General features: G+C 46.4%; 18 protein-coding genes and 1 tRNA gene. 10 read left to right on the forward strand and 9 right to left on the reverse strand.

The genetic code is table 11. The features are described 5' to 3' along the window. Positions 1-351: 351 nt before the first annotated feature. The 7 genes from HMPREF0670_RS01910 to HMPREF0670_RS01940 form a co-directional block, all read right to left on the reverse strand. On the reverse strand, positions 352-918 hold the full coding sequence (locus HMPREF0670_RS01910; protein ID WP_044077837.1) for an anthranilate synthase component II: 567 nt from the start codon (positions 916-918) through the stop codon (positions 352-354). 39 nt (positions 919-957) lie between these two features. Next, the gene (locus HMPREF0670_RS01915; RefSeq protein WP_009229474.1) at positions 958-1,674 is read right to left on the reverse strand and encodes a phosphoribosylanthranilate isomerase; all 717 of its coding nucleotides are present in this window, start codon (positions 1,672-1,674) and stop codon (positions 958-960) included. A gap of 36 nt (positions 1,675-1,710) precedes the next feature. Next, positions 1,711-2,211 carry a dihydrofolate reductase gene (locus HMPREF0670_RS01920; RefSeq protein WP_009229475.1) on the reverse strand — a complete coding sequence of 167 codons (501 nt, stop codon included), beginning with the start codon at positions 2,209-2,211 and terminating at the stop codon, positions 1,711-1,713. Between the two features lie 20 nt (positions 2,212-2,231). After that, positions 2,232-3,026 (reverse strand): thymidylate synthase, encoded by a 795-nt coding sequence (locus tag HMPREF0670_RS01925; protein ID WP_009229476.1) that lies wholly within the window; start codon positions 3,024-3,026, stop codon positions 2,232-2,234. Next, the gene (locus tag HMPREF0670_RS01930) at positions 3,023-4,426 is read right to left on the reverse strand and encodes a methyltransferase RsmF C-terminal domain-like protein (RefSeq protein ID WP_044077838.1); all 1,404 of its coding nucleotides are present in this window, start codon (positions 4,424-4,426) and stop codon (positions 3,023-3,025) included. Before HMPREF0670_RS01930 ends, HMPREF0670_RS01925 begins: the two co-directional genes overlap by 4 nt. Positions 4,427-6,060: 1,634 nt before the next feature. Beyond that, positions 6,061-7,275 carry an aminopeptidase C gene (locus HMPREF0670_RS01935; RefSeq protein WP_009229478.1) on the reverse strand — a complete coding sequence of 405 codons (1,215 nt, stop codon included), beginning with the start codon at positions 7,273-7,275 and terminating at the stop codon, positions 6,061-6,063. A 269-nt stretch (positions 7,276-7,544) separates the two neighbouring features. After that, the gene (locus tag HMPREF0670_RS01940; protein ID WP_044077603.1) at positions 7,545-8,948 is read right to left on the reverse strand and encodes an aminopeptidase P family protein; all 1,404 of its coding nucleotides are present in this window, start codon (positions 8,946-8,948) and stop codon (positions 7,545-7,547) included. Between the two features lie 87 nt (positions 8,949-9,035). Between HMPREF0670_RS01940 and HMPREF0670_RS01945 the strand changes: the two genes are divergently transcribed. The 4 genes from HMPREF0670_RS01945 to glgP all read left to right on the forward strand — a co-directional run bounded on the left by HMPREF0670_RS01945 (position 9,036) and on the right by glgP (position 15,136). Continuing rightward, positions 9,036-9,899, forward strand: coding sequence for a patatin family protein (locus HMPREF0670_RS01945; protein WP_009229480.1), 864 nt, complete (start codon positions 9,036-9,038; stop codon positions 9,897-9,899). A gap of 99 nt (positions 9,900-9,998) precedes the next feature. Further along, on the forward strand, positions 9,999-10,640 hold the full coding sequence (locus HMPREF0670_RS01950) for an HAD family hydrolase (RefSeq protein WP_009229481.1): 642 nt from the start codon (positions 9,999-10,001) through the stop codon (positions 10,638-10,640). A gap of 227 nt (positions 10,641-10,867) precedes the next feature. After that, positions 10,868-12,535 carry a glycogen/starch synthase gene (locus HMPREF0670_RS01955; RefSeq protein ID WP_044077604.1) on the forward strand — a complete coding sequence of 556 codons (1,668 nt, stop codon included), beginning with the start codon at positions 10,868-10,870 and terminating at the stop codon, positions 12,533-12,535. A gap of 39 nt (positions 12,536-12,574) precedes the next feature. After that, positions 12,575-15,136 carry an alpha-glucan family phosphorylase gene (gene glgP, locus HMPREF0670_RS01960; RefSeq protein ID WP_009229482.1) on the forward strand — a complete coding sequence of 854 codons (2,562 nt, stop codon included), beginning with the start codon at positions 12,575-12,577 and terminating at the stop codon, positions 15,134-15,136. Positions 15,137-15,676: 540 nt separating this feature from the next. Here the strand turns inward: glgP and HMPREF0670_RS16135 are convergent. Both HMPREF0670_RS16135 and HMPREF0670_RS01970 read right to left on the reverse strand, forming a co-directional pair. Next, positions 15,677-15,747, reverse strand: a tRNA-Cys gene (locus HMPREF0670_RS16135). Positions 15,748-15,803: 56 nt separating this feature from the next. Next, the gene (locus HMPREF0670_RS01970) at positions 15,804-15,995 is read right to left on the reverse strand and encodes a FeoB-associated Cys-rich membrane protein (protein WP_009229483.1); all 192 of its coding nucleotides are present in this window, start codon (positions 15,993-15,995) and stop codon (positions 15,804-15,806) included. A gap of 340 nt (positions 15,996-16,335) precedes the next feature. On the opposite strand from HMPREF0670_RS01970, the gene yihA reads away from it, so the two are divergent. The 6 genes from yihA to HMPREF0670_RS02000 all read left to right on the forward strand — a co-directional run bounded on the left by yihA (position 16,336) and on the right by HMPREF0670_RS02000 (position 23,569). Beyond that, positions 16,336-16,941, forward strand: a complete 606-nt coding sequence (gene yihA / locus HMPREF0670_RS01975) for a ribosome biogenesis GTP-binding protein YihA/YsxC (RefSeq protein WP_009229484.1) — start codon at positions 16,336-16,338, stop codon at positions 16,939-16,941. A 5-nt stretch (positions 16,942-16,946) separates the two neighbouring features. Continuing rightward, complete coding sequence (locus HMPREF0670_RS01980) at positions 16,947-18,722, forward strand: ABC-F family ATP-binding cassette domain-containing protein (protein WP_009229485.1); 1,776 nt, start codon at positions 16,947-16,949, stop codon at positions 18,720-18,722. 45 nt (positions 18,723-18,767) lie between these two features. Beyond that, a complete protein-coding gene (locus HMPREF0670_RS01985) occupies positions 18,768-19,274 on the forward strand; it encodes a PH domain-containing protein (RefSeq protein ID WP_009229486.1) in 507 nt (168 codons plus the stop codon). A gap of 154 nt (positions 19,275-19,428) precedes the next feature. Beyond that, positions 19,429-21,093 carry an AMP-binding protein gene (locus HMPREF0670_RS01990; RefSeq protein ID WP_009229487.1) on the forward strand — a complete coding sequence of 555 codons (1,665 nt, stop codon included), beginning with the start codon at positions 19,429-19,431 and terminating at the stop codon, positions 21,091-21,093. Between the two features lie 100 nt (positions 21,094-21,193). After that, the gene (locus HMPREF0670_RS01995; protein ID WP_009229488.1) at positions 21,194-22,858 is read left to right on the forward strand and encodes an AMP-binding protein; all 1,665 of its coding nucleotides are present in this window, start codon (positions 21,194-21,196) and stop codon (positions 22,856-22,858) included. Positions 22,859-23,026: 168 nt separating this feature from the next. Then, positions 23,027-23,569, forward strand: coding sequence for a hypothetical protein (locus HMPREF0670_RS02000; protein ID WP_009229489.1), 543 nt, complete (start codon positions 23,027-23,029; stop codon positions 23,567-23,569). Positions 23,570-23,572: the final 3 nt, after the last annotated feature.

Raw genomic sequence — 23,572 nt, forward strand, 5'->3', positions numbered from 1 at the left:
TTAGAATTACATTTCCAACAAGGTGCCATTTGTAGTGTCGTTGTTTTCTCGTCATAAGTTCTGGCAAGCTTAAGGTTCCGATACCATCTGCTCCATTTTAAAGGCTGTTTTAGTGTTTGGTTGTCATGATAATGGGGCTCGTGGTATTCATAAAGTCCTTTTTTCTCTTACAAAGGTATGATTTTATTTTATAAAACACCTAATTTTTAAGTACTAAATATACATTTTCTTATAAAATAAGGTTTGTACTTGCAGTGCTAATTGGTACACAATGACTTTATCTTATGCGCTTAATTTGTTGTTATGTAAGTGGTTATTGTTTGTAATTAACTTGTTGTTCGATGTTTTTGCCTAACCTTTATGCAACCAATTATTCACTATTGTTTTGCCATTGGGTGTTAAAATACTCTCAGGATGAAACTGTATGCCATGCAGTCTAAGTTGTTTATGGCGGATGCCCATCACTTCTCCGGTGCAACTTATGGCGGTTATTTCCAGCGGGCTACTCACGCTTTCGCGTTCCACCACCCAGCTATGGTATCTGCCCATCAGTACTTCTGTGGGCAATCCCTCAAAGATAGGGTCGTTACCAAGGTTCAAACCTCGGGTTGACTGTCCGTGGCAAACCTCCGAAAGGTGGGTTAGCTTACAACCATAGGCTTGCGCTATGGCTTGATGGCCTAGACATACGCCCAAAATAGGTTTAGTTTCGGCATAAGTTCTTATCACGTCCATTGTCTTTCCAGCCTCCGAAGGAAGTCCTGGCCCCGGGCTAAGCACAATCTTATCGTAGTGTTCGAGGGCGGCAAGCTCAAAGTCGTCGTTCTTCAATACCGTTACGTTTGCTCCTAGGCTTGCAATGAGGTGCACCAGATTAAACGTGAACGAGTCGTAGTTGTCGATAATTGCAACATTCATGGTTGTACTGATGGGGTGCGGCGTTTGTTGTAAACACATTTACTCGATGGCTTTAAGTTCTTCAACATACTTCTGCAATTGTTCCATGTCTTTCTTGCCTGGTTCCAATTCGAATTGCGTATCAAGGTTTATCCCTGCGAACTGTGGATGAGTGATACTCTTAATTAATAAGGTGTCGAAAGGGGCGTTTGGCTTGCTTATTAAGAAAGGTGTGGAGCCGTGGTAGGTTGAGAGCAACTGGTTTAGCGGCGAATTGTCGTCGCCAGTGGTTTGTAATTCTGTTTCTTTCGCCGTGATATGAAACAGCAACAAGTCTGCTTTTCCCTCGTATTCCGTAGCCTTAGCAAGGTCGGCTTGCGTGTCGACGACTATTCTTTTGATGATTTTAATGCCCTTCCTAATGTCTGGGTCGATGCTACGACGCAGGTTTTCGAGTGTAACGGCAGGCTCTTCGCCGTTAAGTTGCACATAGTCGAGCTCGTAGTTATAAACGCGCGTAACGATGTTTTGCGGCATATCGTCGGCAAAAACACCCACACGGCCGACTTTTACGGGCTGTTGTTGAGGCGAATTGGGCTGTTTCAGGGCGCGAAGTCGCTCTTCGCTGAAATCAGGAATGATGCCAGCTCGTGATGAAATCATCCTTACATATCGCGGACTTTTGGGAATGAAGTCGAAACCAAGAAGGTCAACGCCCAATTGCTCGGCAGCTTTGATGTCGTCGGCATGTTGCATGCCACATAACTTTATAATCATACGTTTGTGTATAAGTGTAATTTTAGGTGTTTGGAATTAACCGCGAGAGAGCGCAGTTGGGCGTTCGTAGTCGGCGAAACAATAGTTAAAGGCATGCTTTTCGTCCTTTTCGTGGCATTCGCGTGCCGTTTCTTTCCATCCGTTATAGTTGGGAAAAAAGGCGTCGGCCACGTCGGGTGTGTCGTCTATCTCAGTTAAAAGCAGCTTATCGGCAAAGGCAATGGCCTCGTTGTAAAGCATTGCGCCACCTATTATATATACGTCTTCATCGGGTGCACAACTTTGTAACGCATCGGATAGCGAAGAGAAGTGCTCGCAACCCGCAAAAACAGACTGTGTGCTACTCAACACCACGTTGCGCCTATTGGGCAATGCGCCCTTGGGAAGTGACAAAAAGGTGTTTCGCCCCATGATGATGGTGTGCCCAGTGGTAAGTGCCTTAAAGCGTTTTAGGTCGTTGGGCAACCAATATATAAGTTTGTTTTGATGGCCTATGGCTCTGTTTCGGGCCACGGCTGCGATGATGTTTATCTGCATGTCCTTATTATGTTAGGGGGCTACACCGACACTTCGGCCTTGATGTGCGGCAAGGGGTCGTAGCCTTCGAGGGTAAAGTCGTCGTATTTAAAGTCGAAAATGCTGGTCACATTGGGGTTAATCACCATCCTAGGCAATGTACGCGGAGTGCGTTTCAGCTGCTCTTTGGCCTGTTCCAAGTGGTTTAGGTAAAGATGGGTGTCGCCTGTGGTGTGGATAAAGTCGCCAGGTTTCAGTCCGCTAACCTGTGCCATCATCATCGTTAGCAGAGCATACGAGGCAATATTAAAGGGTACGCCGAGGAAAGTGTCGGCTGAACGTTGGTACAATTGCAGGCTAAGCTTGCCATTGGCCACATAAAATTGGAACAGACAATGGCAGGGTGGGAGTGCCATTTGGTCTACTTCGGCCACGTTCCACGCACTGACAATCATCCGCCGAGAGTCTGGATTGTTCTTCAAGGCATTCACAATGTCTTGTATTTGGTCGACATGCCCACCATTGTAGTTGGGCCACGAACGCCACTGATGCCCATAAACAGGCCCCAGTTCGCCGTTCTCGTCGGCCCATTCGTTCCAAATCCTCACGCCATTTTCTTGCAGATACTTTACGTTAGTGTCTCCTTTAAGAAACCACAACAACTCGTGAATGATGGATTTGAGGTGTAGTTTCTTCGTGGTTAGCAACGGAAAACCCTCTTCGAGGTTAAAGCGCATCTGGTGTCCAAAAACGCTTAGCGTTCCTGTTCCTGTGCGGTCTTCCTTGCGTGTACCTTCGTTCACGATGCGTTGTAGCAAGTCTAGATATTGTTTCATTTTAACTTTATAATCTGTTGTGGTTGTGGTATGTGCGTGCTTTTTATGCGCCACTCTTGCGGATAGAGGTTATTGGCGCGGTTGCCGATGTTTTTTACAAAGCCCAGCGGCATGCCTTGATGGGTAACTAACACGTATCCACGGGGTGTATCTGCATGTAAGGTGATGGCTTCGCGGCGCAAGAAGGCGATGGCCGAGGCGTAATCTAACTCGCATTTGCAAAATGCGTCGCTGTTGAGTGCAATGGAGTGGGCGAGTGCTGGGTGTGGAACGAGGTCTTTTCCCTTTGGTGTAGCCAGCGCAACTCCTGCATGAACAATGCGCAATGTTGCGCTAGCCTTGTCGAACAGACTTGTCCATAGACAGGGAATAGCGTGGATGTTGCCGTTTATTTGGCGTGTGTCGAACGCCAAATCTGCGTTTAACCACTGTGGCATTTCGGGCAAGCTTACCTTTGTTGTCATGCTTTTTGAGGAACGTTTCTTCCGCTCATCGTGTACCATACCATGCTCGTACCTCTTCCTAAGCACACATAAGAAGAGCCCTTCGCCCTTAGATATGCCTGGAATAAACCTGCATGCAGGGATGTCCGAACCGATGCTCCCCGTGATATTCCATGCAGATGGGATGGGTGGCAGGTCAAAATCAGCATCAAATTCTTGTGCAATCCACTCCACATTGCGTTCGTTTTCCTTGTCGTTGAAGGTGCAAGTAGAGTATATAAGCAGTCCGCCAGGTTTTAGGCAAGGCCAGATATCGGCAATTATCTCGCGCTGCAATCGCCAACAGCGCTCCACATTTGTTTCGCTCCACTCGGCAATTGCCCCTGCATCTTTTCTGAACATACCCTCGCCAGAGCAGGGCACGTCGGCTAGGATGGCATCAAATTGCAAGCCGCTTTTGCGGTAGTCGGCGGCGAAATTGCTGCTCACCACCATGTCGGGATGCCCAAACTTCTGCACGTTTTCTGCCAAGATGCTCGCCCTTTGCGTTATGGGTTCATTGCAAAACAGCAGACTTCCTTGTGGAAGAACACTCCTTAATGCCGTAGACTTGCCGCCGGGAGCCGCACAAAGGTCGAGCATTGTGATGGGCGAGTGTATCAATTGTTTCACTATCCACGCCACAAACATCGACGATGCCTCTTGTACATAATATGCGCCAGCGTGAAAAAGCGGGTCGAACGTAAAGTTTGGACGTCCCGAAAGGTAATAACCATAGTCTGTCCATGCCACACTTTCGTCCGCGTTACACACCTCCACCTCGCCGTTTTTCGTCTTAAACGGGTTCAGTCTGAGGCTCACGGGAGGCTCTTGTTCTAGTGCGACAAGCAACTTTCCATATAGCTCGTTGCCCATGAGTGCCCTTGTATAAGCGGTAAATTCTTGTGGTAGAACCATGTCTTTTTCGTCTTTTGCAGATACAAATATAGTAAAAAGTGTGTGAACCCATTGCACGGACAAACGATTTTAGCACGATTTTAGCACGAAATAATGTTTTTCGTGCTTTATGTGCCGCTCAAATATGTCCTTATCCGCTGTCTCATCGCATTGTGATAGGATCTTAACTTCGGCTGGTTCGCGCACGTTTCGGGGTGATTTAGGCGTGTTTACTTTCATTCAACCATAAAGTTAACGAGTTGATGAGGTAGGAAGTAACCTGGTTAACAAGTTGCCGAGTTGGAAAACTACAAGCCAGAAAACTGACTGTCGATGGCAGATTACTTCTGCGTTTCCATGATGCTATCTCCGTTGGCCGTTGGCTGCATGCCCTGCAACCCCACGCGCTGGCGGTTGTAAGCGCACGTGCATTAGGTGTCGTTGCATACGCGCGTGTACACAGCGCAATTGTTTTTGTCTAGTTTTTGGTAAGAAATTTAACATTGTGAGTGCCATTTTCGTTCACCAATCGCTCACCTTGCCGCAAAAAAACGATTCTCGCGAAGGTTGGTTTTGGTGCAAAAAGTGGGCAGTCTGTGCATACGGAAAAATGAATATTTATTTCAAAGAGCCGCCATTTGCACCATTTTCGGGGCTATTTGCTGCAAAATAGAGTGCGTTTTGCCGCTAAATGGAGTGCGTTTTGGTGCTAAATGGAGTGCGTTTTGGTGCTAAATGCAAGGTAAAATGGTGCTAAACGCCGTGCAAAATGGTGCAAAACGCAAGCTAAAATGCTGCTAAATGTGTAACGGTGTGCATAAAAATGCACTGCAATGGTATGGACAAAACCTCTTCGAACCATCAAAAACATGGTTCAAAAGGGCAAAATAACCGTTAAAAAGTGGGGTTTTAGGGTCTAAAAGTGGGTATCTGGGCATGAAAAATTATGAGTCAACGACCAATCTAGAAAGGCTAAATGGTGCAAAATGCAGGTCTTTTTCTTAAAAACGAACATATTGGAAGGCCTGAAAAACTAGAAAGAGTACCAATTTAACTACTTTATAGCCTATATTTTCGCTAGAACGGAGTGAAAAACAGAGTGGAATTGTAAAATAAAAAGTAATAATTTAAGTTTTTGAGTTGATTAGTTTTGGGTTGGTGAGTTTTTGAGTTGATGACTTTGTAAGTTGATGAGTGTGTGAGTTTATAAGTTGGTGAGTTGATAAGTTTTTGAGTTGATGAGCTGATGAGTTTTTGAGTTGATGAGTTTGTAATTTGATGAGTTGTTGTATTCGGAAGTTGTTGGGCTTTCGCGAGTTTATAAGCCCGTGAATTGATTTGTTCTGCACTTTGTATCTGGGAGGAGTGTTTATCTTATGTTGGCATCACAAAGACAACAAACTCCTCTCGATTTACAGAAATATTAAAAGTCAAGACGGATTTGCTCTGGGTAATGAGCCGATACGTGGAGAAATTGTCTGCCTAAAAAAACAGATGAAACATTTGTAGTTAGTTTCTTTATGCGGTTCTCCATGCTGCATGCGCCATCTGTTGGCGCACAAAAAGAATCGTCTAGGACGGGCAAGAAGAAAATGTTTCAAGCCCAGCCTAGACGATTGTTTACTTGGAAAGGTAAATGTACCTTTATACTCGAATTACTTCGACAAGCCAATCTTCTGCAACAAGTCGGCAGGAACGGCGTTCTTATTTACCATGAAGTCCATCGTTTTGAGGGCAACGTAAGCCTTGGTCATGTACCAAACGCCCTTATAGTCGCCATACTTACCCCACGAGTTCTTCACCATATAGTATTCTTTTCCGTTTTGGTCCTTAGCAATGCCAAAGATGTGCATGCCGTGGTCGTCGGTTGTTTCCCAGTTGTCGTAAGCCTCTTGGCGAAGTGCTTGTGTGGGAACAAGTTCGGGAACGTTTACGCCCAGCGAGTCGTAGCGGTGCTTCTTCTCGTCTTGCGAAAGCTTAAACCAGCGGTCGGCATCTGTTCCAGCCATCGAACGCACCTTCTTGGCATCGATAGCAATACCCAAACCTTTGCGAGTGAAACCATCTTCGGTAACGTCGCCACCCCAACCAATGGTGTAGCCGTTCATGATGGCATTGTCGATAATGCGGGTAAGGTCTTCGATAGGTACGTTATAGCTTTGTGCCCAACGCCAGTTGTCTTGCACCTCTACGGCAAATTTAGAGTACCAAGGATGGTGGGTGTAGCTGGTGAAGGTGATATAATCGTCCCAATCAAGGCCTAGACTCTCTGCGAACGATTGCGGCGTGTAGCTCTTTCCTTCGTAAGTGAAGTTTTCAGGGCATTTGCCTAGGTACGCATCGAGAATGCCTTGCAAGCCTTTTTTCCATGCAGGAGAAAGTTTCTTGGCCTTGCTTGTAGCAACGGCAGACACATAAGGCGACATCACACTAAAAAACTCGCCGAAGTTGGCCAACGAGTCGCCTGTCATTGTGCCAGGCAAAGCCATTGCTTCTTCGGGAACGATACCGTGTTGCCTGATAACGTGGATGGGGTCGTCAAAGCTACCGCCTTGTGCGAACGACACGTCGCCGTGCATTCTAACGGCCTTAACGGCACGATCCATGTAGTTTTTGCTCGCGATAAACATTTCGCTGAGGTTGTAGGTCTTACCCGACTTGCGTAGGATTTCGCTCTCGATGAAACTCATCGTGGCGTAGTCCCAGCACGTTCCACTGCGGTTCTGGTCTTTGATACTGGTAATTTTGTTCTCCTTTACCACCGTAAACACGGGTTTGCTCCTAGTAGGGGTGGTTTTTGTCTTAGGAGTCTTAGCGTTCAAACCTGTCGCAGTGAGCGCAACAAGTACAGCGAAGAATACTTTTTTCATTGTTCTGCTTGTTTTTAAATATTTAAATTGTTAATTGAAACCATGTTCTTAACCACTTTCGCGGTAGGTTTGTTTGTTATGTTGTGGGCATTATAAATGCGGCCATGTTTGTTCGGGGCTGCCACTATTTGCTGTTTGCATGCTTAAAGTTGTGTTGCATAAGCGAAGACATTGGCCTGCCCTTATAAAGAGATGCCGCACACAAGGGCGCACCCCCGTGTGGGCATCCTTTTAGGTGTGTGCCGGCGTTGCTGGCATTTGCGTAGTTCTTACACGCGGTGTTTGGCCATATACTCTTCCACGTCTTTGGGGTGGTAGGGTATGATTTGCTTGCCAAGCATGCGGCAACCATTGTCGGTTATCAGCACATCGTCTTCCAATCTGATGCCGCCGAAGTCTTTGTAAGTTTCGATGAGGTCGAAGTTAAGGAAGTCTTTGCAGTGTCCTTTGGCTCGCCAATCGTCGATAAGGTCGGGAATGAAGTATATTCCTGGTTCATCTGTAACCACAAATCCCTTTTCCAAGCGGCGTGCCATGCGCAGGGCCGAGGTGCCGAATTGGGTAGAAGGCTGTATTTCTTCGTCGTAGCCCACGTATTTTTGGTCTAACGCCTCCATGTCGTGCACATCCATGCCCATCATGTGTCCAAGTCCGTGGGGCAGGAACATGGCATGTGCGCCAGCTGCCAACGCCTCGTCGGTGTCGCCCTTCATTAGTCCCAGCTCTTTCAGGCGTTCGGTCATCATGCGGCAAACACCCATGTGCACATCGTAATACTTTACGCCGGGTTTAGAAAGCTCGAGCGCATGGTCGTGGCAAGCCTCAACGATGGTGTAAATCTCCAATTGGCGTTGTGTGAACTTGCCGCTAACGGGCATTGTACGCGTGTTGTCCGAACAGTAGTTGTTAATCGTTTCGGCACCACAATCGCACAAGGCCAGCCTGCCTTCTTCTAGGACGGCCATCGAAGGATTGCCGTGCATAATTTCTCCGTGTTGCGAAAAGATTGTGGGGAAACTTACCATTGCACCGTACGAGCCGGCAATTCCGCTGACTTGTCCTGCCACATACTTCTCTGTTACGCCGGGCTTTATCAGTTTCATGGCTGTGGTGTGCATCAGGTAACCAATCTCAGAGGCCCTTTCTAGTTCTTCAATCTCTTGGTCTTCTTTTACCGAACGCATTTTCACCACGGCATTGATAAGTTGCATAGAGGCAGCATCCTTTTGTTGGTTGGGGTGAATGCCTAGGAGATCGAATATCTGCAACTTGATGTCGTGCCGATAGGGAGGCAAGAAATGTATCTTCCGTTTTTGCTTAATGGCATCGTGGCAAACGGTTTTGAGGTGTTTCATAGGGGCCGAATGCTCTACGCCCACCTGCGCGGCCAAGTCTTTTACACTGTCAACCGACCCATACCACACGATGTCGTCAATGTCGATGTCGTCGCCAATGAGTGTGTCGGCGTTGTTGTCAATGTCGATTACTCCAACAAGTCCATCGCGTTGTACGCCGAAATAGTAGAGGAACGACGAGTCTTGACGGAATGGATAGTATCCATTGTTGGGAAAATTGCATGGTGATTCGTTGTTGCCAAAAATGACAATCACACCACTTTGTACCAACTTTTTAAGTTCGGTACGCCTACGGATGTAAGTTTCCTTGCTGAACATGATAATTAGTTTTAAAACATTTGTACGCAAAGATATGAAAAAATGAGCATGTTTTATTAACTTTGCCCCTAAAATTTAAAGTGTTTTATGCAAATAGGGGCAAATACGGGCTTAGTTCTTGAAGGCGGAGGCATGCGCGGGGTGTTTACCAGCGGTGTTTTAGACGCTTTTATGAAACATGGCTTGCGATTTAATTATGTTGTTGCAGTGTCCGCCGGAGCCTGCAACGGCATGTCGTATATGAGCTGGCAACCAAGAAGGGCAAGACTTTCAAATATCGACTTTCTGGCCCGTTACGATTATTTGGGATTACGCCACTTGGTTACGCAAGGTTGTATATTCGACCAAGACTTGCTGTACGACAAGTTTCCCAATGAGCTATTGCCTTTCGATTACGATGCTTATTTCAGCAATCGAACAACATTCGAAATGGTTACTACCAACTGCTTGACAGGCGGTGCAATGTACCTGACGGAGAAAAACGACAAGCAACGCGCGCTTGATGTGGTTAGGGCATCGAGCAGTTTACCTTTTGTTTGTAAAATTGTAGAGGTAGACGGCATTCCCATGCTTGACGGCGGCATCGTAGACAGCATACCCGTGCAACGAGCTATCGACACAGGACACGACTTTAACGTGGTGGTGATGACACGCAACTATGGGTTTAGGGCTACGGGAAAAGACCATAAGATACCTAATTTTATATATAAGAAGTATCCGCGACTGAGGGTTGCACTAAGCAGAAGGCTTGAAGTGTACAACGCACAGCTGCAATTGGCCGAAGATTTGGAGCGCGAAGGGCGAATAGTTTGTATTCGTCCGCAACGCCCTATGGATGTGGGCAGAATTGAAAAAGACACGAACAAGCTGGAAAAGCTTTACGAAGAGGGGTTTGAAGAGGGCGAAAAATTTATCGCAAACCTAAATGCCGGCATGTATGTTCGCAAGTAAAGAAAGGGTAGGGCAGGCTTTATGGCTTTGTTTGCAATGACATCGCACCAGGCCCCGTGTAGGATGATATGATGGATTTTCCTTTAAAACATAGAGAATATGAGTTACAAAAAAGCAGCTCTTTTTGATTTGGATGGTGTCGTTTTCGACACAGAACCACAATATACGGCGTTCTGGAGCACCGTATTTGCACGCCATTATCCCAACGAACCTCAATTGGCCACCAGCATTAAAGGACAAACTTTGACATGGATTTATGAGCGTTACTTTGCTGATAAACCTGATTTGCAGAACGAAATAACAGCAGAACTTAACGTATTCGAGCGCGATATGAAGTTTGAATATGTGCTTGGTTTTGAGGATTTCATTGCCCAATTGCATCAGCTTAACGTTAATACGGCCGTTGTTACAAGCAGCAACAAAGAAAAAATGCAGCAGGTTTATGACCAACATCCCAACTTTAAGGCACTTTTCGACCACGTTTTCACGGCCGAAGACTTTGCCAAAAGCAAGCCCGACCCCTATTGTTATCTGCTTGGAGCAAGCTATTTCGGGGTGAAACCCACCGAGTGCGTGGCTTTCGAAGATAGTGTTAATGGCTTTAAATCTGTTAAGTCGGCTGGTATGCCGCTTGTGGGACTGGCCACTTCAAACTCCGTTGAGGTGATAAATCAATATACTAAGGTGATTATCCCCAACTATTTACAGGCCAGTTTCGCCGACTTGTGCAATCAGTTGTAAGGAGTGTGGCTTGTGTCGGCAGGCTCGAGCACCTTGTTATATGCGCATTTTGAACATAAGGGAGGCCGAATATATCCCAGTTGTGGGCTTTCTAACACAAGCCCTAACGTGCATTTGCCCACCCAATCTAAATCAAGTATACACCACCTTTTAGCAAATTAATGAACTATAACTTGGGCGTTGTCTAAAATTTATGCTATCTTTGCAACAATATTTTATATATATAAATGAATAGAAAAAAGCTATTCCCCGACTATATTCTAGAATCAAGTTGGGAAGTATGTAACAAGGTTGGCGGGATTTACACGGTTCTTTCTACACGGGCACGGACTTTACAGGCGGTAATGCCCGACAGGATAATCTTCGTAGGGCCGCTCTTGAATGGAGAGAACACAGGTTTTCAGGAAGTGAATAGCCTTTATGCCGATTGGGTAAAGCAAGCTCGGACGGATGGTTTGAACGTTAAGGTGGGTCGTTGGGATGTTCCTGGCTCGCCTGTTGCTGTGTTGGTAGACTTTCAACCCTTCTTTTCAGAGAAAGATAAGATATATACGGAGCTGTGGGAAGACTTCCAAGTGGACAGTTTGCACGGCTATGGAGATTACGACGAGGCGTCGATGTTCTCGTATGCAGCGGCCAAAGTGGTAGAGAGTTTCTTCCGTTACCAGGTAGGAAAGAACGAAAAAGTGGTGTATCATGGTAACGAATGGATGGCCGGATTGGGTCTGTTGTACGTAAGAAAGCACCTTCCAGCGGTTGCAACCATATTTACAACCCACGCAACAAGCATCGGACGAAGTATTGCCGGCAACAACAAGCCCCTCTACGAATATCTGTTTGCCTACAACGGAGACCTAATGGCCGACGAATTAAACATGCAAAGCAAGCATTCGATAGAGAAACAAACGGCATGGAACGTTGACTGTTTCACCACCGTTAGCGACATCACAGCCAACGAATGCCGCGAACTGCTGGACAAAGAGGTTGATGTGGTGCTGCCAAATGGATTTGAAGACGACTTTGTTCCGAAGTCTAATGCCTTCGCAACCAAGCGAAAACGTGCACGTGCAGAGTTGTTACGCGTGGCGAATTGTCTTACGGGCGACACCTTCGACGACGATACACTCATCGTTTCTACTAGTGGCCGATACGAATTTAGAAATAAAGGCATCGACGTTTTTATTGATGCCATGAACCGTTTGCGTTTCGACGAACGGCTGAACAAGAAGGTTGTGGCCTTTATAGATGTGCCCGCTTGGGTGGGAAACGCACGCGAAGACCTCGCCGAACGCTTGAAAGCAAAGGCCAATACCACTTTCGACACACCCCTACAATGTCCCATGCTCACCCATTGGCTGCATAACATGGATCAAGACAAGGCCTTGTCGATGATGCGTTCGTTGGATTTTGCGAACAATAAGCAAGATAAGGTAAAGATAATTTTTGTTCCTTGCTATCTCAACGGCAACGATGGTATCTTCAATATGCCTTATTACGACCTCATCCTTGGTAACGATCTCTGCGTTTACCCCTCGTATTATGAGCCTTGGGGTTACACGCCTCTCGAAGCTGTGGCTTTCTCCATACCTTGCATTACTACCGATTTGGCTGGGTTTGGCATCTGGGCACAACATGTTTTGGCCGAAGAGAAGGCAGAAAACAGTCTTGAAAACGGCGTAAAGGTTGTGCATCGCACCGATTATAACTACCACGAAGTGGCCGATGAGATAAAGGATGCGGTTGCAAACTATACCTTGTTGACCAAGACACAGGTAGCGAAAGCAAGGGAAAAGGCAAGAAACCTTTCGAAGAAAGCCCTTTGGAAAAAGTTCATCGCCTATTACGAAGACGCTTACGACATTGCGTTGAGAAAGGCGGAAGAACGAACAAAATAAGATGAAGAAACAACATTATTCAATAATTGAACTGAAATTATGAAGATTAAAGCCGATTATTCAAATGATCCGGTATGGAAAGAACTTTCCATTAAGTCGCGACTGCCGGAAGAACTGAAATGTCTGGACGAGCTTGCACACAACATGTGGTGGGCTTGGAACTATGAGGCACGCAACATGTGGAAGAGCCTCGACGAAACGCTTTACGAAAAAGTGGGACACAACCCCGTGATGTTGCTCGAACGATTGAGCTACGACCGTAAGGAAGAAATCGTGAAGGACAAGGCCCTGATGAAGAAAGTGAAGGACGTGTACGCCATGTTCCGCAAGTATATGGATGTAAAACCCGACAGCAAACGCCCCTCGGTGGCTTATTTCAGCATGGAATACGGCATCAACCAAGTGGTGAAAATCTATTCGGGCGGCTTGGGTATGCTCGCCGGCGACTACCTTAAAGAGGCATCAGACAGCAATGTCGACATGTGTGCCGTCGGGTTCTTGTACAGATATGGCTACTTCAAGCAGTCGTTGAGCATGGACGGACAGCAGATTGCCAACTACGACGCACAGAACTTCAACTCGCTTCCGTTGGTAAGACAGCTGGACGAGAACGGCAATCCTGTGGTTGTAGACGTGCCTTACATGAACTATATGGTTCACGCTTACGTGTGGCGCATGAACGTTGGGCGCATTAGCCTATACTTGCTTGACACGGATAACGAGCTGAACTCTGAATACGACCGCCCCATTACGCACGCCCTTTATGGCGGCGACAACGAAAACCGCCTGAAACAAGAAATTCTTTTGGGTATGGGTGGTATCTTAACGTTGAAGAAACTGGGCATAAAAAAGCAGATTTACCATTGCAATGAGGGTCATGCCGCACTGTGTAACCTGCAACGTTTGTGCGATTACGTTGATGGAGGTATGCCTTTCAACGAGGCAATGGAGCTGGTTCGCGCCTCTTCACTCTACACCGTTCACACGCCCGTACCTGCTGGACACGACTATTTCGATGAGAATTTGTTCGGCAAGTACATGGGTGGCTATCCCTCACGCCTGGGCATTTCGTGGGACGAGTTTATCGGTATGGGCCGCGAAAACCCCAATAACCACGATGAAAGATTCTGTATGTCGGTGTTCGCTTGCAACACTTGCCAAGAGGTTAACGGCGTTAGTCGCCTGCACGGATGGGTTAGCCAAAAGATGTTTGCCCCCATTTGGAAAGGCTATTACCCCGAAGAAAACCACGTGGGCTATGTAACCAATGGCGTTCACCTGCCCACTTGGACCGCTACCGAATGGCGTAAGCTTTACGATAAGTACTTCGATCCTTCGTTCATGTCCGACCAAAGCAACGAAAAGATTTGGCATGGCATCTACAATGTAGACGACGAGGAGATTTGGAACACGCGCATGGCGTTGAAAAACAAGCTTGTTCGTTTTATCCGCGAGATGTTTACTGAAACTTGGCTCAAAAACCAAGGCGACCCTTCGCGCGTTGTTTCGCTGCTCGAACGCATCAACCCCAACGCATTGATGATTGGTTTCTGCCGTCGTTTTGCCACTTACAAGCGCGCACACTTACTCTTTACCGACATTGAGCGTTTGTCTAAGATAGTTAACGACCCCGAACATCCCGTACTCTTCTTCTTCTCTGGTAAGGCTCACCCCGCCGACGGCGCAGGTCAAGGCCTTATTAAGAGTATTTTCGAGATAAGCCAGCGGCCAGAGTTCTTGGGCAAGATTATTTTCTTGGAAGACTACGACATGCAGTTGGCTCGTCGCTTGGTATCTGGCGTAGACATTTGGATGAACACGCCCACACGTCCCTTGGAGGCATCGGGAACTTCGGGCGAGAAGGCCGAACTAAACGGTGTAGTAAACCTCTCTGTACTCGACGGATGGTGGGTTGAAGGCTATCGCGAAGGCGCAGGATGGGCTTTGGACGAGAAACGCACCTATCAAAACCAAGAGTATCAAGATAAACTCGACGCAGCTACCATCTACGGATTGCTCGAAAACGAGATTATCCCGATGTACTATAAGAAGAACAAGAAAGGTTATAGCGAGAAGTGGATTCATGTTATCAAGAATTCGATTGCCACTATCGCACCTCACTACACGATGAAACGTCAACTCGACGACTACTTCGACAAGTTCTATAACCGTCAGGCAAAGCGTTCTGCCGAGTTGTTGGCCAACAACAACGAATTGGCCAAGAAGATTTCGCTGTGGAAAGAGGCCGTTGCCGAACGCTGGGATGGCATCCACGTGGTTTCGAAAGAAACTTCGTTCTTGGAGAACGGAGGCGAAACGGGTATGAAGTACAAGATACGCTATGTTATCGACGAACAAGGTTTGGATGATGCCGTAGGTCTGGAACTTGTTTCGCTGAACAACGAACAAAGCGACTCAGAACGCGAAGTGTACAGCACACATCAGTTTAAGATGGTTAAACGCGAGGGTAATCTCTTCACCTTCGAGGCCGAAATAGAGCCTTCTAACGCAGGTACGTATAGAAGTTGTGTGAGGATGTACCCCAAGAACGACCTTCTGCCACATCGCCAAGACTTCGCTTACGTGAAGTGGTTAGACTAAGCTAAACACTTAAAGCGGCCCTAGTGGCTCTTTAAACAATACCAAAAGCAGGTTTTGTACGTTACTTAAAGGGCGTGCAAAACCTGTTTTTGTTGCGATGATTCTGACCCATAGGCCAAAATACTAAAAGCCAAGACAAATTGATGTGTAACCCAAATCGGTTATTATATAAATCGTTTTCATTCTGCTGAAGAAAACGCTGAACACGCGCAAAGAGTTAACTCGCCGGTCGTATTTCAAATAATAAATGAAGAACTTCCTAGAACTTTGCTTTTGAAAATACGTAATAACCGATTCCGGTTTAAGGTTTCCTTTGGAAATTTATTTTGACTTGTGTTTTAAACCAAATCGGACATTTTGGCCTGTGCAGATTTTGTTTGATTGTTGAGCCAATATCACTAATCTTACAACCTGCTATAAATGGCTCAACAAAGCATTACTTCGTTAATAATCTTCCGCTGAGCCTTAATAATGCCAATCGGGTAAATTAAAATCAAAATAAAACGGGAAAGTTCAATGAAGAACTTTCCCATTTTGTTGAGGTACCTGGCAGAGTCGAACTGCCCTACACGGTTTTGCAGACCGTTACCTAACCGATCGGCCAAGGTACCCTTTTGTTAAATGCGATGCAAAGGTATAGATAATTATTCGGAACACCAAATGTTTTCTACATTTTGTGGTCGCAAGTAGGCTTTTTCTCGTCTGGCAAGCCGTTTTCGGGCTGCTGTTGGCCCATAGAACAGCCCTTACAGCCCCCACAAGGGTTGTTAGCATTGCTAACAGTTTCGTATATTTTATAAGCCGCATAGCCAATGGCGATGGCTATAATGGCGGCGATGACGATATATTGTGCGGTCATATCTGCATGATTTATTTCTTCAAAGTTAGGCTTTTATTCTTAATTCTCCAATGTATACCTTATTGTTTTTATCTATCGTTAGTTATAGATGGGTCTATATCGTTGTGCCATTCGGTAGCCATTTGATACCTATCTGCGCTATGTTTTCTTACCCGAAAAGCAGGAAAACCAATTGTTTTCACTAACTTTGCAATGAATATGGCAGTTGTTAAGGCAGGAATCGCACAACCAGTACAATGCCATATATAGATGTATGGGATACGTCCTTTTGCTGTTTGCAGGGGGTAACGCCCCACGAACTTTTACCACCCTATATATAAGGTACAAAATTACGGAACTTATGGACATCAAGAAGTCGGCTTTCACCCTTTCAGCCCCCTCGATAAGGCTTTGTCCCACAGACAACAAGATAGAGTATGCCTTTATTGGCCGTTCAAACGTGGGCAAGTCGAGCCTCATAAACATGCTTTGCAACCACAAGGGCTTGGCCAAAACGTCGGCCACGCCTGGCAAAACGCTACTTATCAACCATTTTATCATCAACGATTCGTGGTATCTGGTAGACCTTCCTGGCTATGGATTTGCCAAGAGATCTAAAACCGTGCAGCAGAAACTGCAACAAATGATTTCTAGCTACATCCTTCAACGCGAACAATTGGTAAACCTCTTTGTGCTAATCGACATCAGGCACGAACAGCAAAAGATTGATCGCGAGTTCATTGATTGGCTTGGCGAGAGTGGAGTTCCCTTTACCATCGTGTTTACCAAGGCCGACAAGCTGGGTTTGGTAAAGGCCAAACAGAATGCCGAGAAGTGGATGAAACAGCTGGAAGACTCGTGGGAAGAACTGCCGCCTTACTTCATAACCAGCTCAGAAAAGCGCATCGGGCGTGAAGAACTGCTTAACTACATTGACGAAATAAACAAAAAAATAGAGGCCCAATAAAACTTATGGCAAACCCGAAACCTGTGCTAGACGTGCAGAGCCTCACCAAGAGATTTGGTGCAAAGGTGCTGTTTGAAAACATTTCGTTCGCTATTGCCGAGGGACAACGCGTAGGACTGATTGCCCAAAATGGGACAGGGAAGTCTACGCTGCTGTCTATACTGATGGGCGAAGAGGGTAAAGACGGTGGCGAGGTTATCTATCGCAACGGCTTACGCGTGGCTTGCTTGGTGCAATCGCCCACGTTCGACCCTAAGGAAACCGTGCTCGACGCTTGCTTTAACCATCAAGGTGACGACGATAAGGTACTTAAAGCCAAGCAGATACTTACGCAACTGAAAATTGCCGACTTGAACCAGCCGATGGGAGAGCTTAGTGGCGGACAGCAAAAGCGCGTGGCATTGGCCAACACGCTTATTACCGAGCCCGACTTCCTGATACTAGACGAACCCACCAACCACCTTGATTTGGAGATGATTGAATGGCTGGAGGGATTTCTTTCGCGAGGTAACAAAACCTTGCTCATGGTTACACACGACCGATATTTTCTGGACCGCGTGTGCAACTTGATTGTTGAACTAGACAATAACACCATCTACACCTATCAGGGAAACTATGCCTATTACTTGGAAAAGCGGCAAGCACGACTAGACAATGCGCGTGCCGAGGTGCAACATGCCAACAACTTGTATCGGCGCGAACTGGATTGGATGCGCCGACAGCCACAGGCGCGCGGCCATAAGGCGAAGTATCGCGAAGATGCGTTTTACGAATTGGAGGCCAAGGCCAAGCAGCGCATTGAAGAAAGGCAAGTGCGCCTTAAAAGCAGCAATGTCTACATTGGCTCTAAAATATTCGAATGCCAGTATGTTTCCAAAGCATGGTCGCCCGAAAAAGTTATCCTTCACGACTTTTACTATAACTTCGCACGTTTCGAGAAGATGGGTATCGTGGGCAACAATGGTACGGGAAAATCTACATTCATTAAGATGTTGCTTGGCGAGGTGCAACCCGATGGCGGACGTTTCGACATCGGCGAAACCGTTCGCTTTGGCTATTTCTCGCAAGAAGGCTTGAAGTTTGACGAACAAAAAAAGGTGATAGACGTTGTTACCGACATTGCCGAATACATTGATTTGGGCAGTGGCCGACACCTTTCGGCATCTCAATTCTTGCAGCATTTTATGTTTTCGCCCGAAGAACAGTATAACTATGTATATAAGTTGAGTGGTGGCGAGAAACGAAAATTGTACCTTTGTACGGTGTTGATGCGCAATCCCAACTTCCTTGTACTAGACGAACCCACCAACGACTTGGACATTAAGACACTGCAAGTGCTTGAAGAATATTTGCAAGACTTCCCCGGTTGCGTTATCATTGTGAGCCACGACCGCTATTTTATGGATAAGGTGGTAGACCATCTCTTGGTGTTTAAGGGTGGGGGAGAGGTACAAGACTTCCCTGGCAACTATACCCAGTATCGCCAATGGAGCCAATTGGCATCGCAAGCAGAAAGTAAGCCCGCGCCTGTTGAGAAGAAAGAGAAACCTGCCTATCGCAACGAAACCAAGCGCAAGCTAACTTATAAGGAGAAAACGGAGTTCGAACAGTTGGGCAAAGACATTGCCGCGCTTGAATCCGAGCAAGCTGAAATAGAGGCGCAACTTTCTAGCGGCACGTTGTCGGTGGTCGAAATAACGGAGAAAAGCAAACGCTTGCCCGTGCTGAAAGATGAATTGGACGAGAAGAGCATGCGTTGGTTAGAACTAAGCGAGATTTAAACTACCCATCCTGTGCAACCAAATAAAACAAAACGGATAATAAAAATGAATACATTGACATTTCGTTCGCCCTATTCAAAGTTTATGCTTGTAACCACCATTATAGGTATGGTGCTTATGCACGGTGCCTTTATGGCTTGCATGGGCGGAATGGTTCGTAGCGATCTCGGTTCGGGTCGTTTCTTCACCTATCTGCTTATCTTCGCCGCTTGCGTTTTTGTGGTGCTCTATGCCTTTTGTTTACAGATACGAAAAGTTACGGTAGATGACTCTGCACTTGTTATTCATCGACAGATAGGTAAGGTGCGAATACCGTTAAACTCTATCACCAAGGTGGAGACCAAAGACGAAATAGGACTGGACTTGCGCCTTTGGGGCATCTCTTTCTTCTTTGGCCATTATGGTTTGTTTTATAATCGCAGCTTGGGAAGGTATCGGGCATACGTAAAAAACGGCGACCAAATGGTGGTGGTGCATACGCCTAACCGCGTACATGTGTTCAGTTGCGAAAGGCGCGACGAGCTCATTGCAATGTTGAACGAAAGGAAGTAGGCTTGGCATAACGGCCGCTTCCATCGAAAATGAAAGGCATAGAACGAACGAGTTACAGCAGAATAATTTACTAGATTAAACCACAAATTGCACATAAGTTTTGGGAATGTGCAAACAACGTTGTATCTTTGCACAAGATTAAGAAATATGTGCAATGAAACAAATACCCAGCTTTAATGCCTATATCGAGAAGAGCATCAAGGACCATTGGAACCTTAATGCCCTTACCGACTATAAAGGGAAAACGCTACAATACCACGATGTGGCACGCAAAATAGAGAAGTTACACATACTGTTCGAAAGTGGCGGCATCGTGAAAGGCGACAAGATTGCACTTTGCGGACGAAATAGTGCGCATTGGGCAGTGGCTTATCTGGCCATTATCACTTACGGCGCGGTAGTTGTTCCTGTGCAAAGCGAGTTTACACCCGAACAGATTTATAACATCGTTAACCACTCGGAGTCGAAGTTGCTCTTTGTGGGCGATGTTGTTGCGCCATACCTAACGATGGAACCGATGCCTAACGTCGAGGCCATTGTTTACCTTCCCGATTTCTCACTGCGCCAGTGCAAGTCGGAAAAGCTGTCGTTTGCGCGCGAACATCTTAATGAATTGTTTGGTAAGAAATATCCTAAGTTCTTCCGTAAGGAGCATGTGGCTTACCATTGTGACCATGCCGAAGAGCTGGCTATCATCAATTACACCAGTGGAACAACGGGTTTTTCTAAGGGTGTGATGTTGCCATATAGGGCGTTGTGGGGTAATCTCGACTTCATGATGCACGAGTTGGCACCGCATGTGCCAGCAGGTAGTAACATATTGAGCATATTGCCTATGGCGCACATGTATGGGCAGATGTTCGAGTTCTTATTGGCTCTCTGCGTTGGAGCGCACAATCACTTCCTTACACGCCAACCTTCGCCCTCGCTTATCGTTGAAGCTATGGCCGAAGTAAAGCCTGCTATCGTTTCGGCAGTGCCGCTGATGGTAGACAAGATTATACGTAAGAAGATATTTCCGCAGGTGCAAAACAATCGCATTAAGTTGCTGACCAGCATGCCAGTGATAGGCAGGAAGGTGAAAAGCAGCCTTTGCCAGATGGTTCGTGACCTCTTCGGAGGAAATGTTTACGAAGTGATTGTGGGCGGTGCTAGTCTTAATAAGGAGATAGAAGACTTTCTTACAGATATTGGTTTCCCCATCACGGTGGTGTATGGCACCACCGAAACCGCACCCGTATTAACCTTTACCGACCAAAGTCAGTTTGCCGCAGGTTCGTGCGGCATGCCTGTTCGACACGTTGAAGTAAAGATTGCGAGCAACGACCCGCTAAATGTTCCAGGCGAAATAGTGGCGCGCGGTATCAATGTGATGCAGGGTTACTATAAGAACGAGGAGGCAACGAGGCAAGTATTAGATAAAGACGGATGGTATCACACGGGCGACTTGGCCACGATGGCCCCCGATGGACACATCTATATACGCGGGCGCATTAAGAATATGCTGCTGGCATCGAATGGACAGAACGTATTTCCGGAGGAAATTGAGGATAAACTCAACTCGATGACCTTGGTTAACGAGAGTCTTGTGGTACAAAAGGGCGATAAACTAGTGGGTTTGGTGTATCCCGAAATGGAAGAAGTTGCATCGCTTGACCTCTCGCCCGAAGAATTGGAGGCCATTATGGAACAAAACCGACACGAGTTGAACACCATCTTGCCCACTTACTGCAAGCTGTCGGCCATTAAGTTGCACGACACAGAGTTTGAAAAAACCCCCAAGCGTAGCATAAAACGCTACCTTTACCAAAACGTGTGATGCCGACTCCTATTTATATTTATAATAAAGAACGATAAACAGAGAATAGCGGTTAAAGGTTAGCACCAAAACCAAGTATAACGTTTAAAAGCAAACAAATATGGAAAAGATACCTAGCTTTAATGCCTGTGTTCAGAAGAGCATCATAGACCATTGGGACCTTGATGCGCTGACCGACTTCAAAGGGCAAACGCTACAATACCATGATGTGGCGCGCAAGATAGAGAAATTGCACATTCTCTTCGAAAACAGCGGGGTAGTAAAGGGCGACAAGATTGCCCTTGCAGGGCGCAATAGTGCTAACTGGGCGGTGGCTTTTTTGGCAACGCTCACCTATGGCGCAGTGGCCGTACCCGTGCTACACGAGTTTACCGCCGACCAAATGCACAACATCGTGAACCACTCGGAGGCCAAGTTGCTCTTTGTGGGCGATGTGGTGGCAACTACGATAGACGCTACCAAGATGCCCGCACTTGAAGGTATCATCTACATTCCCGACTATTCGTTGGTGCTTTCGCGTACCGATAAGCTTACTTACGCACGTGAACATCTTAATGAAATGTTTGGAAAGAAGTACCCAAAATACTTCCGTAAGGAGCATGTGAACTATTATATAGAGGAGAACCCCGACGAACTGGCGCTTATCAACTACACAAGCGGCACCACAGGTTTTTCGAAAGGTGTGATGATTCCCTACCGCGCACTGTGGAGCAACTTAGACTTCGCCATGGGCGTGCTAGGTCCGCATGTGTCGCCGGGTGCCCACATCATCAGCATTCTGCCTATGGCTCACATGTATGGCATGGCATTCGAGTTTATTTTCGAGTTCTGTTGTGGATGCCACATCTATTATCTTAATCGCATGCCTAGTCCTGCCATCATCGCTCAAGCGTTCGCCGAGATTAAGCCCAAGGTGATTATTGCCGTGCCATTGGTTATCGAAAAGATTATTAGGAAGCGTGTTTTCCCAAAAATACAGAACAACAAGATGCGCTTGTTGCTTAATATGCCTGTGATAAACAAGAAGATAAACCAAAAGATTAAAGAACAAGTGGCGGCGGCTTTTGGTGGCGAATTCTATGAGATTATCATTGGTGGAGCGGCGTTCAACCGCGAAGTTGAGACTTTCCTCACACGCATCGACTTGCCCTTTACTGTTGGTTATGGCGCAACCGAATGTGCACCCATCATCACTTACGCCGATTATAAGGACTTTGTTCCCACGTCGTGCGGCAAAGCTGTGGTTCACATGGAGGTGAAAATAGATAGTCACGACCCACAAAACGTACCTGGCGAAATTTTGGCGCGTGGTTTGAATGTGATGTTGGGTTACTATAAGAATGAGGAGGCAACACGCAAAACGCTTGATAAGGACGGTTGGTACCATACGGGCGACCTCGGATTGATGGATGCCGAAGGCAATGTGTTTATCAAAGGTCGTTCTAAGAATATGCTCCTTGGGTCGAATGGACAAAACATTTATCCAGAGGAGATAGAAGACAAGCTCAATTCGATGACGATGGTTACTGAAAGCGTGGTGGTACAAGATGGCGACAAGCTTGTCGGCCTAGTGTTCCCCGACTTTGATGAGGCTAAGAACCTGGGATTGAACAACGACGACCTTGTGAACTTGATGGAACAGAACCGTCAACAACTAAACGCGATATTGCCTGCGTATAGTAAGTTGTCAAGTATTGAAATCCATGCTGAAGAATTTGAGAAAACGCCTAAGAAGAGTATCAAACGCTTTAAGTATCAAAGATAAGGCGAAAGAACGCTGCACTTACAACGAACGCCCGATTGTTAATAGCAATCGGGCGTTCGTTGTAAGTGGGTGATGTTTTGGTAATTTAAGCATCCAAGGAGTACTACGCAGGAGGAAATACGAAATGGCCATGAGAATTGTACCAATCTCTCTAAGCTTGAACCTTATATGAAGACACCCCACAGTGTCGATAGCGAATTTTTCAAGGCTGTTGCCGGAAAGGCACCTTGGTTTGGCAAAGATAAGTGGAGAAGAAAGTATAGTGAGGGTCCAATTGTGTATCGTGGAGTTGTTGCGGCACAATCAGAACTGTACAAACCTGGCCACAAAGTAGGGGAGGCATTCCATGCGATTACCATCGTTGCCGTAGACAAAGCGCATCAATGCAACGAAGAGTGGATGCAACGCGTGATTAAACAGTTGCAAGATATGCAAGCGGGAAAAGTTGCTGTCCCATCTGATTGTGCAGAACTTGTGGATGTGATGAACGAGGTAGACAACGATGGGGATTGGCGCAGTGGAATGCTTGGTATGAGCATTGCCGAAGGAGCAGAGGCTCATTATCGCAAAGATGTGCTTTACCGTAAGGATCTGCCAAATGGTTTCTTGCCTACCAATGGTATTATTCCGCAGGTTTGTACAAACGCTCCTGTTAAGAAATCTCATTCGCCTTTGACGGCTAATATCCCTGTTCAATTCTATATGGATTAATTC

It is taken from the genome of Prevotella sp. oral taxon 317 str. F0108, from assembly GCF_000162415.1.
Classification (GTDB): domain Bacteria; phylum Bacteroidota; class Bacteroidia; order Bacteroidales; family Bacteroidaceae; genus Prevotella; species Prevotella conceptionensis.

Coding starts and splice junctions, on each gene's coding strand:
- HMPREF0670_RS01910 (WP_044077837.1), bottom strand. CDS start 918: ATGAATGTTGCAATTATCGACAACTACGACTCGTTCACGTTTAATCTG.
- HMPREF0670_RS01915 (WP_009229474.1), bottom strand. CDS start 1,674: ATGATTATAAAGTTATGTGGCATGCAACATGCCGACGACATCAAAGCT.
- HMPREF0670_RS01920 (WP_009229475.1), bottom strand. CDS start 2,211: ATGCAGATAAACATCATCGCAGCCGTGGCCCGAAACAGAGCCATAGGC.
- HMPREF0670_RS01925 (WP_009229476.1), bottom strand. CDS start 3,026: ATGAAACAATATCTAGACTTGCTACAACGCATCGTGAACGAAGGTACA.
- HMPREF0670_RS01930 (WP_044077838.1), bottom strand. CDS start 4,426: ATGGTTCTACCACAAGAATTTACCGCTTATACAAGGGCACTCATGGGC.
- HMPREF0670_RS01935 (WP_009229478.1), bottom strand. CDS start 7,275: ATGAAAAAAGTATTCTTCGCTGTACTTGTTGCGCTCACTGCGACAGGT.
- HMPREF0670_RS01940 (WP_044077603.1), bottom strand. CDS start 8,948: ATGTTCAGCAAGGAAACTTACATCCGTAGGCGTACCGAACTTAAAAAG.
- HMPREF0670_RS01945 (WP_009229480.1), top strand. CDS start 9,036: ATGCAAATAGGGGCAAATACGGGCTTAGTTCTTGAAGGCGGAGGCATG.
- HMPREF0670_RS01950 (WP_009229481.1), top strand. CDS start 9,999: ATGAGTTACAAAAAAGCAGCTCTTTTTGATTTGGATGGTGTCGTTTTC.
- HMPREF0670_RS01955 (WP_044077604.1), top strand. CDS start 10,868: ATGAATAGAAAAAAGCTATTCCCCGACTATATTCTAGAATCAAGTTGG.
- glgP (WP_009229482.1), top strand. CDS start 12,575: ATGAAGATTAAAGCCGATTATTCAAATGATCCGGTATGGAAAGAACTT.
- HMPREF0670_RS01970 (WP_009229483.1), bottom strand. CDS start 15,995: ATGACCGCACAATATATCGTCATCGCCGCCATTATAGCCATCGCCATT.
- yihA (WP_009229484.1), top strand. CDS start 16,336: ATGGACATCAAGAAGTCGGCTTTCACCCTTTCAGCCCCCTCGATAAGG.
- HMPREF0670_RS01980 (WP_009229485.1), top strand. CDS start 16,947: ATGGCAAACCCGAAACCTGTGCTAGACGTGCAGAGCCTCACCAAGAGA.
- HMPREF0670_RS01985 (WP_009229486.1), top strand. CDS start 18,768: ATGAATACATTGACATTTCGTTCGCCCTATTCAAAGTTTATGCTTGTA.
- HMPREF0670_RS01990 (WP_009229487.1), top strand. CDS start 19,429: ATGAAACAAATACCCAGCTTTAATGCCTATATCGAGAAGAGCATCAAG.
- HMPREF0670_RS01995 (WP_009229488.1), top strand. CDS start 21,194: ATGGAAAAGATACCTAGCTTTAATGCCTGTGTTCAGAAGAGCATCATA.
- HMPREF0670_RS02000 (WP_009229489.1), top strand. CDS start 23,027: ATGAAGACACCCCACAGTGTCGATAGCGAATTTTTCAAGGCTGTTGCC.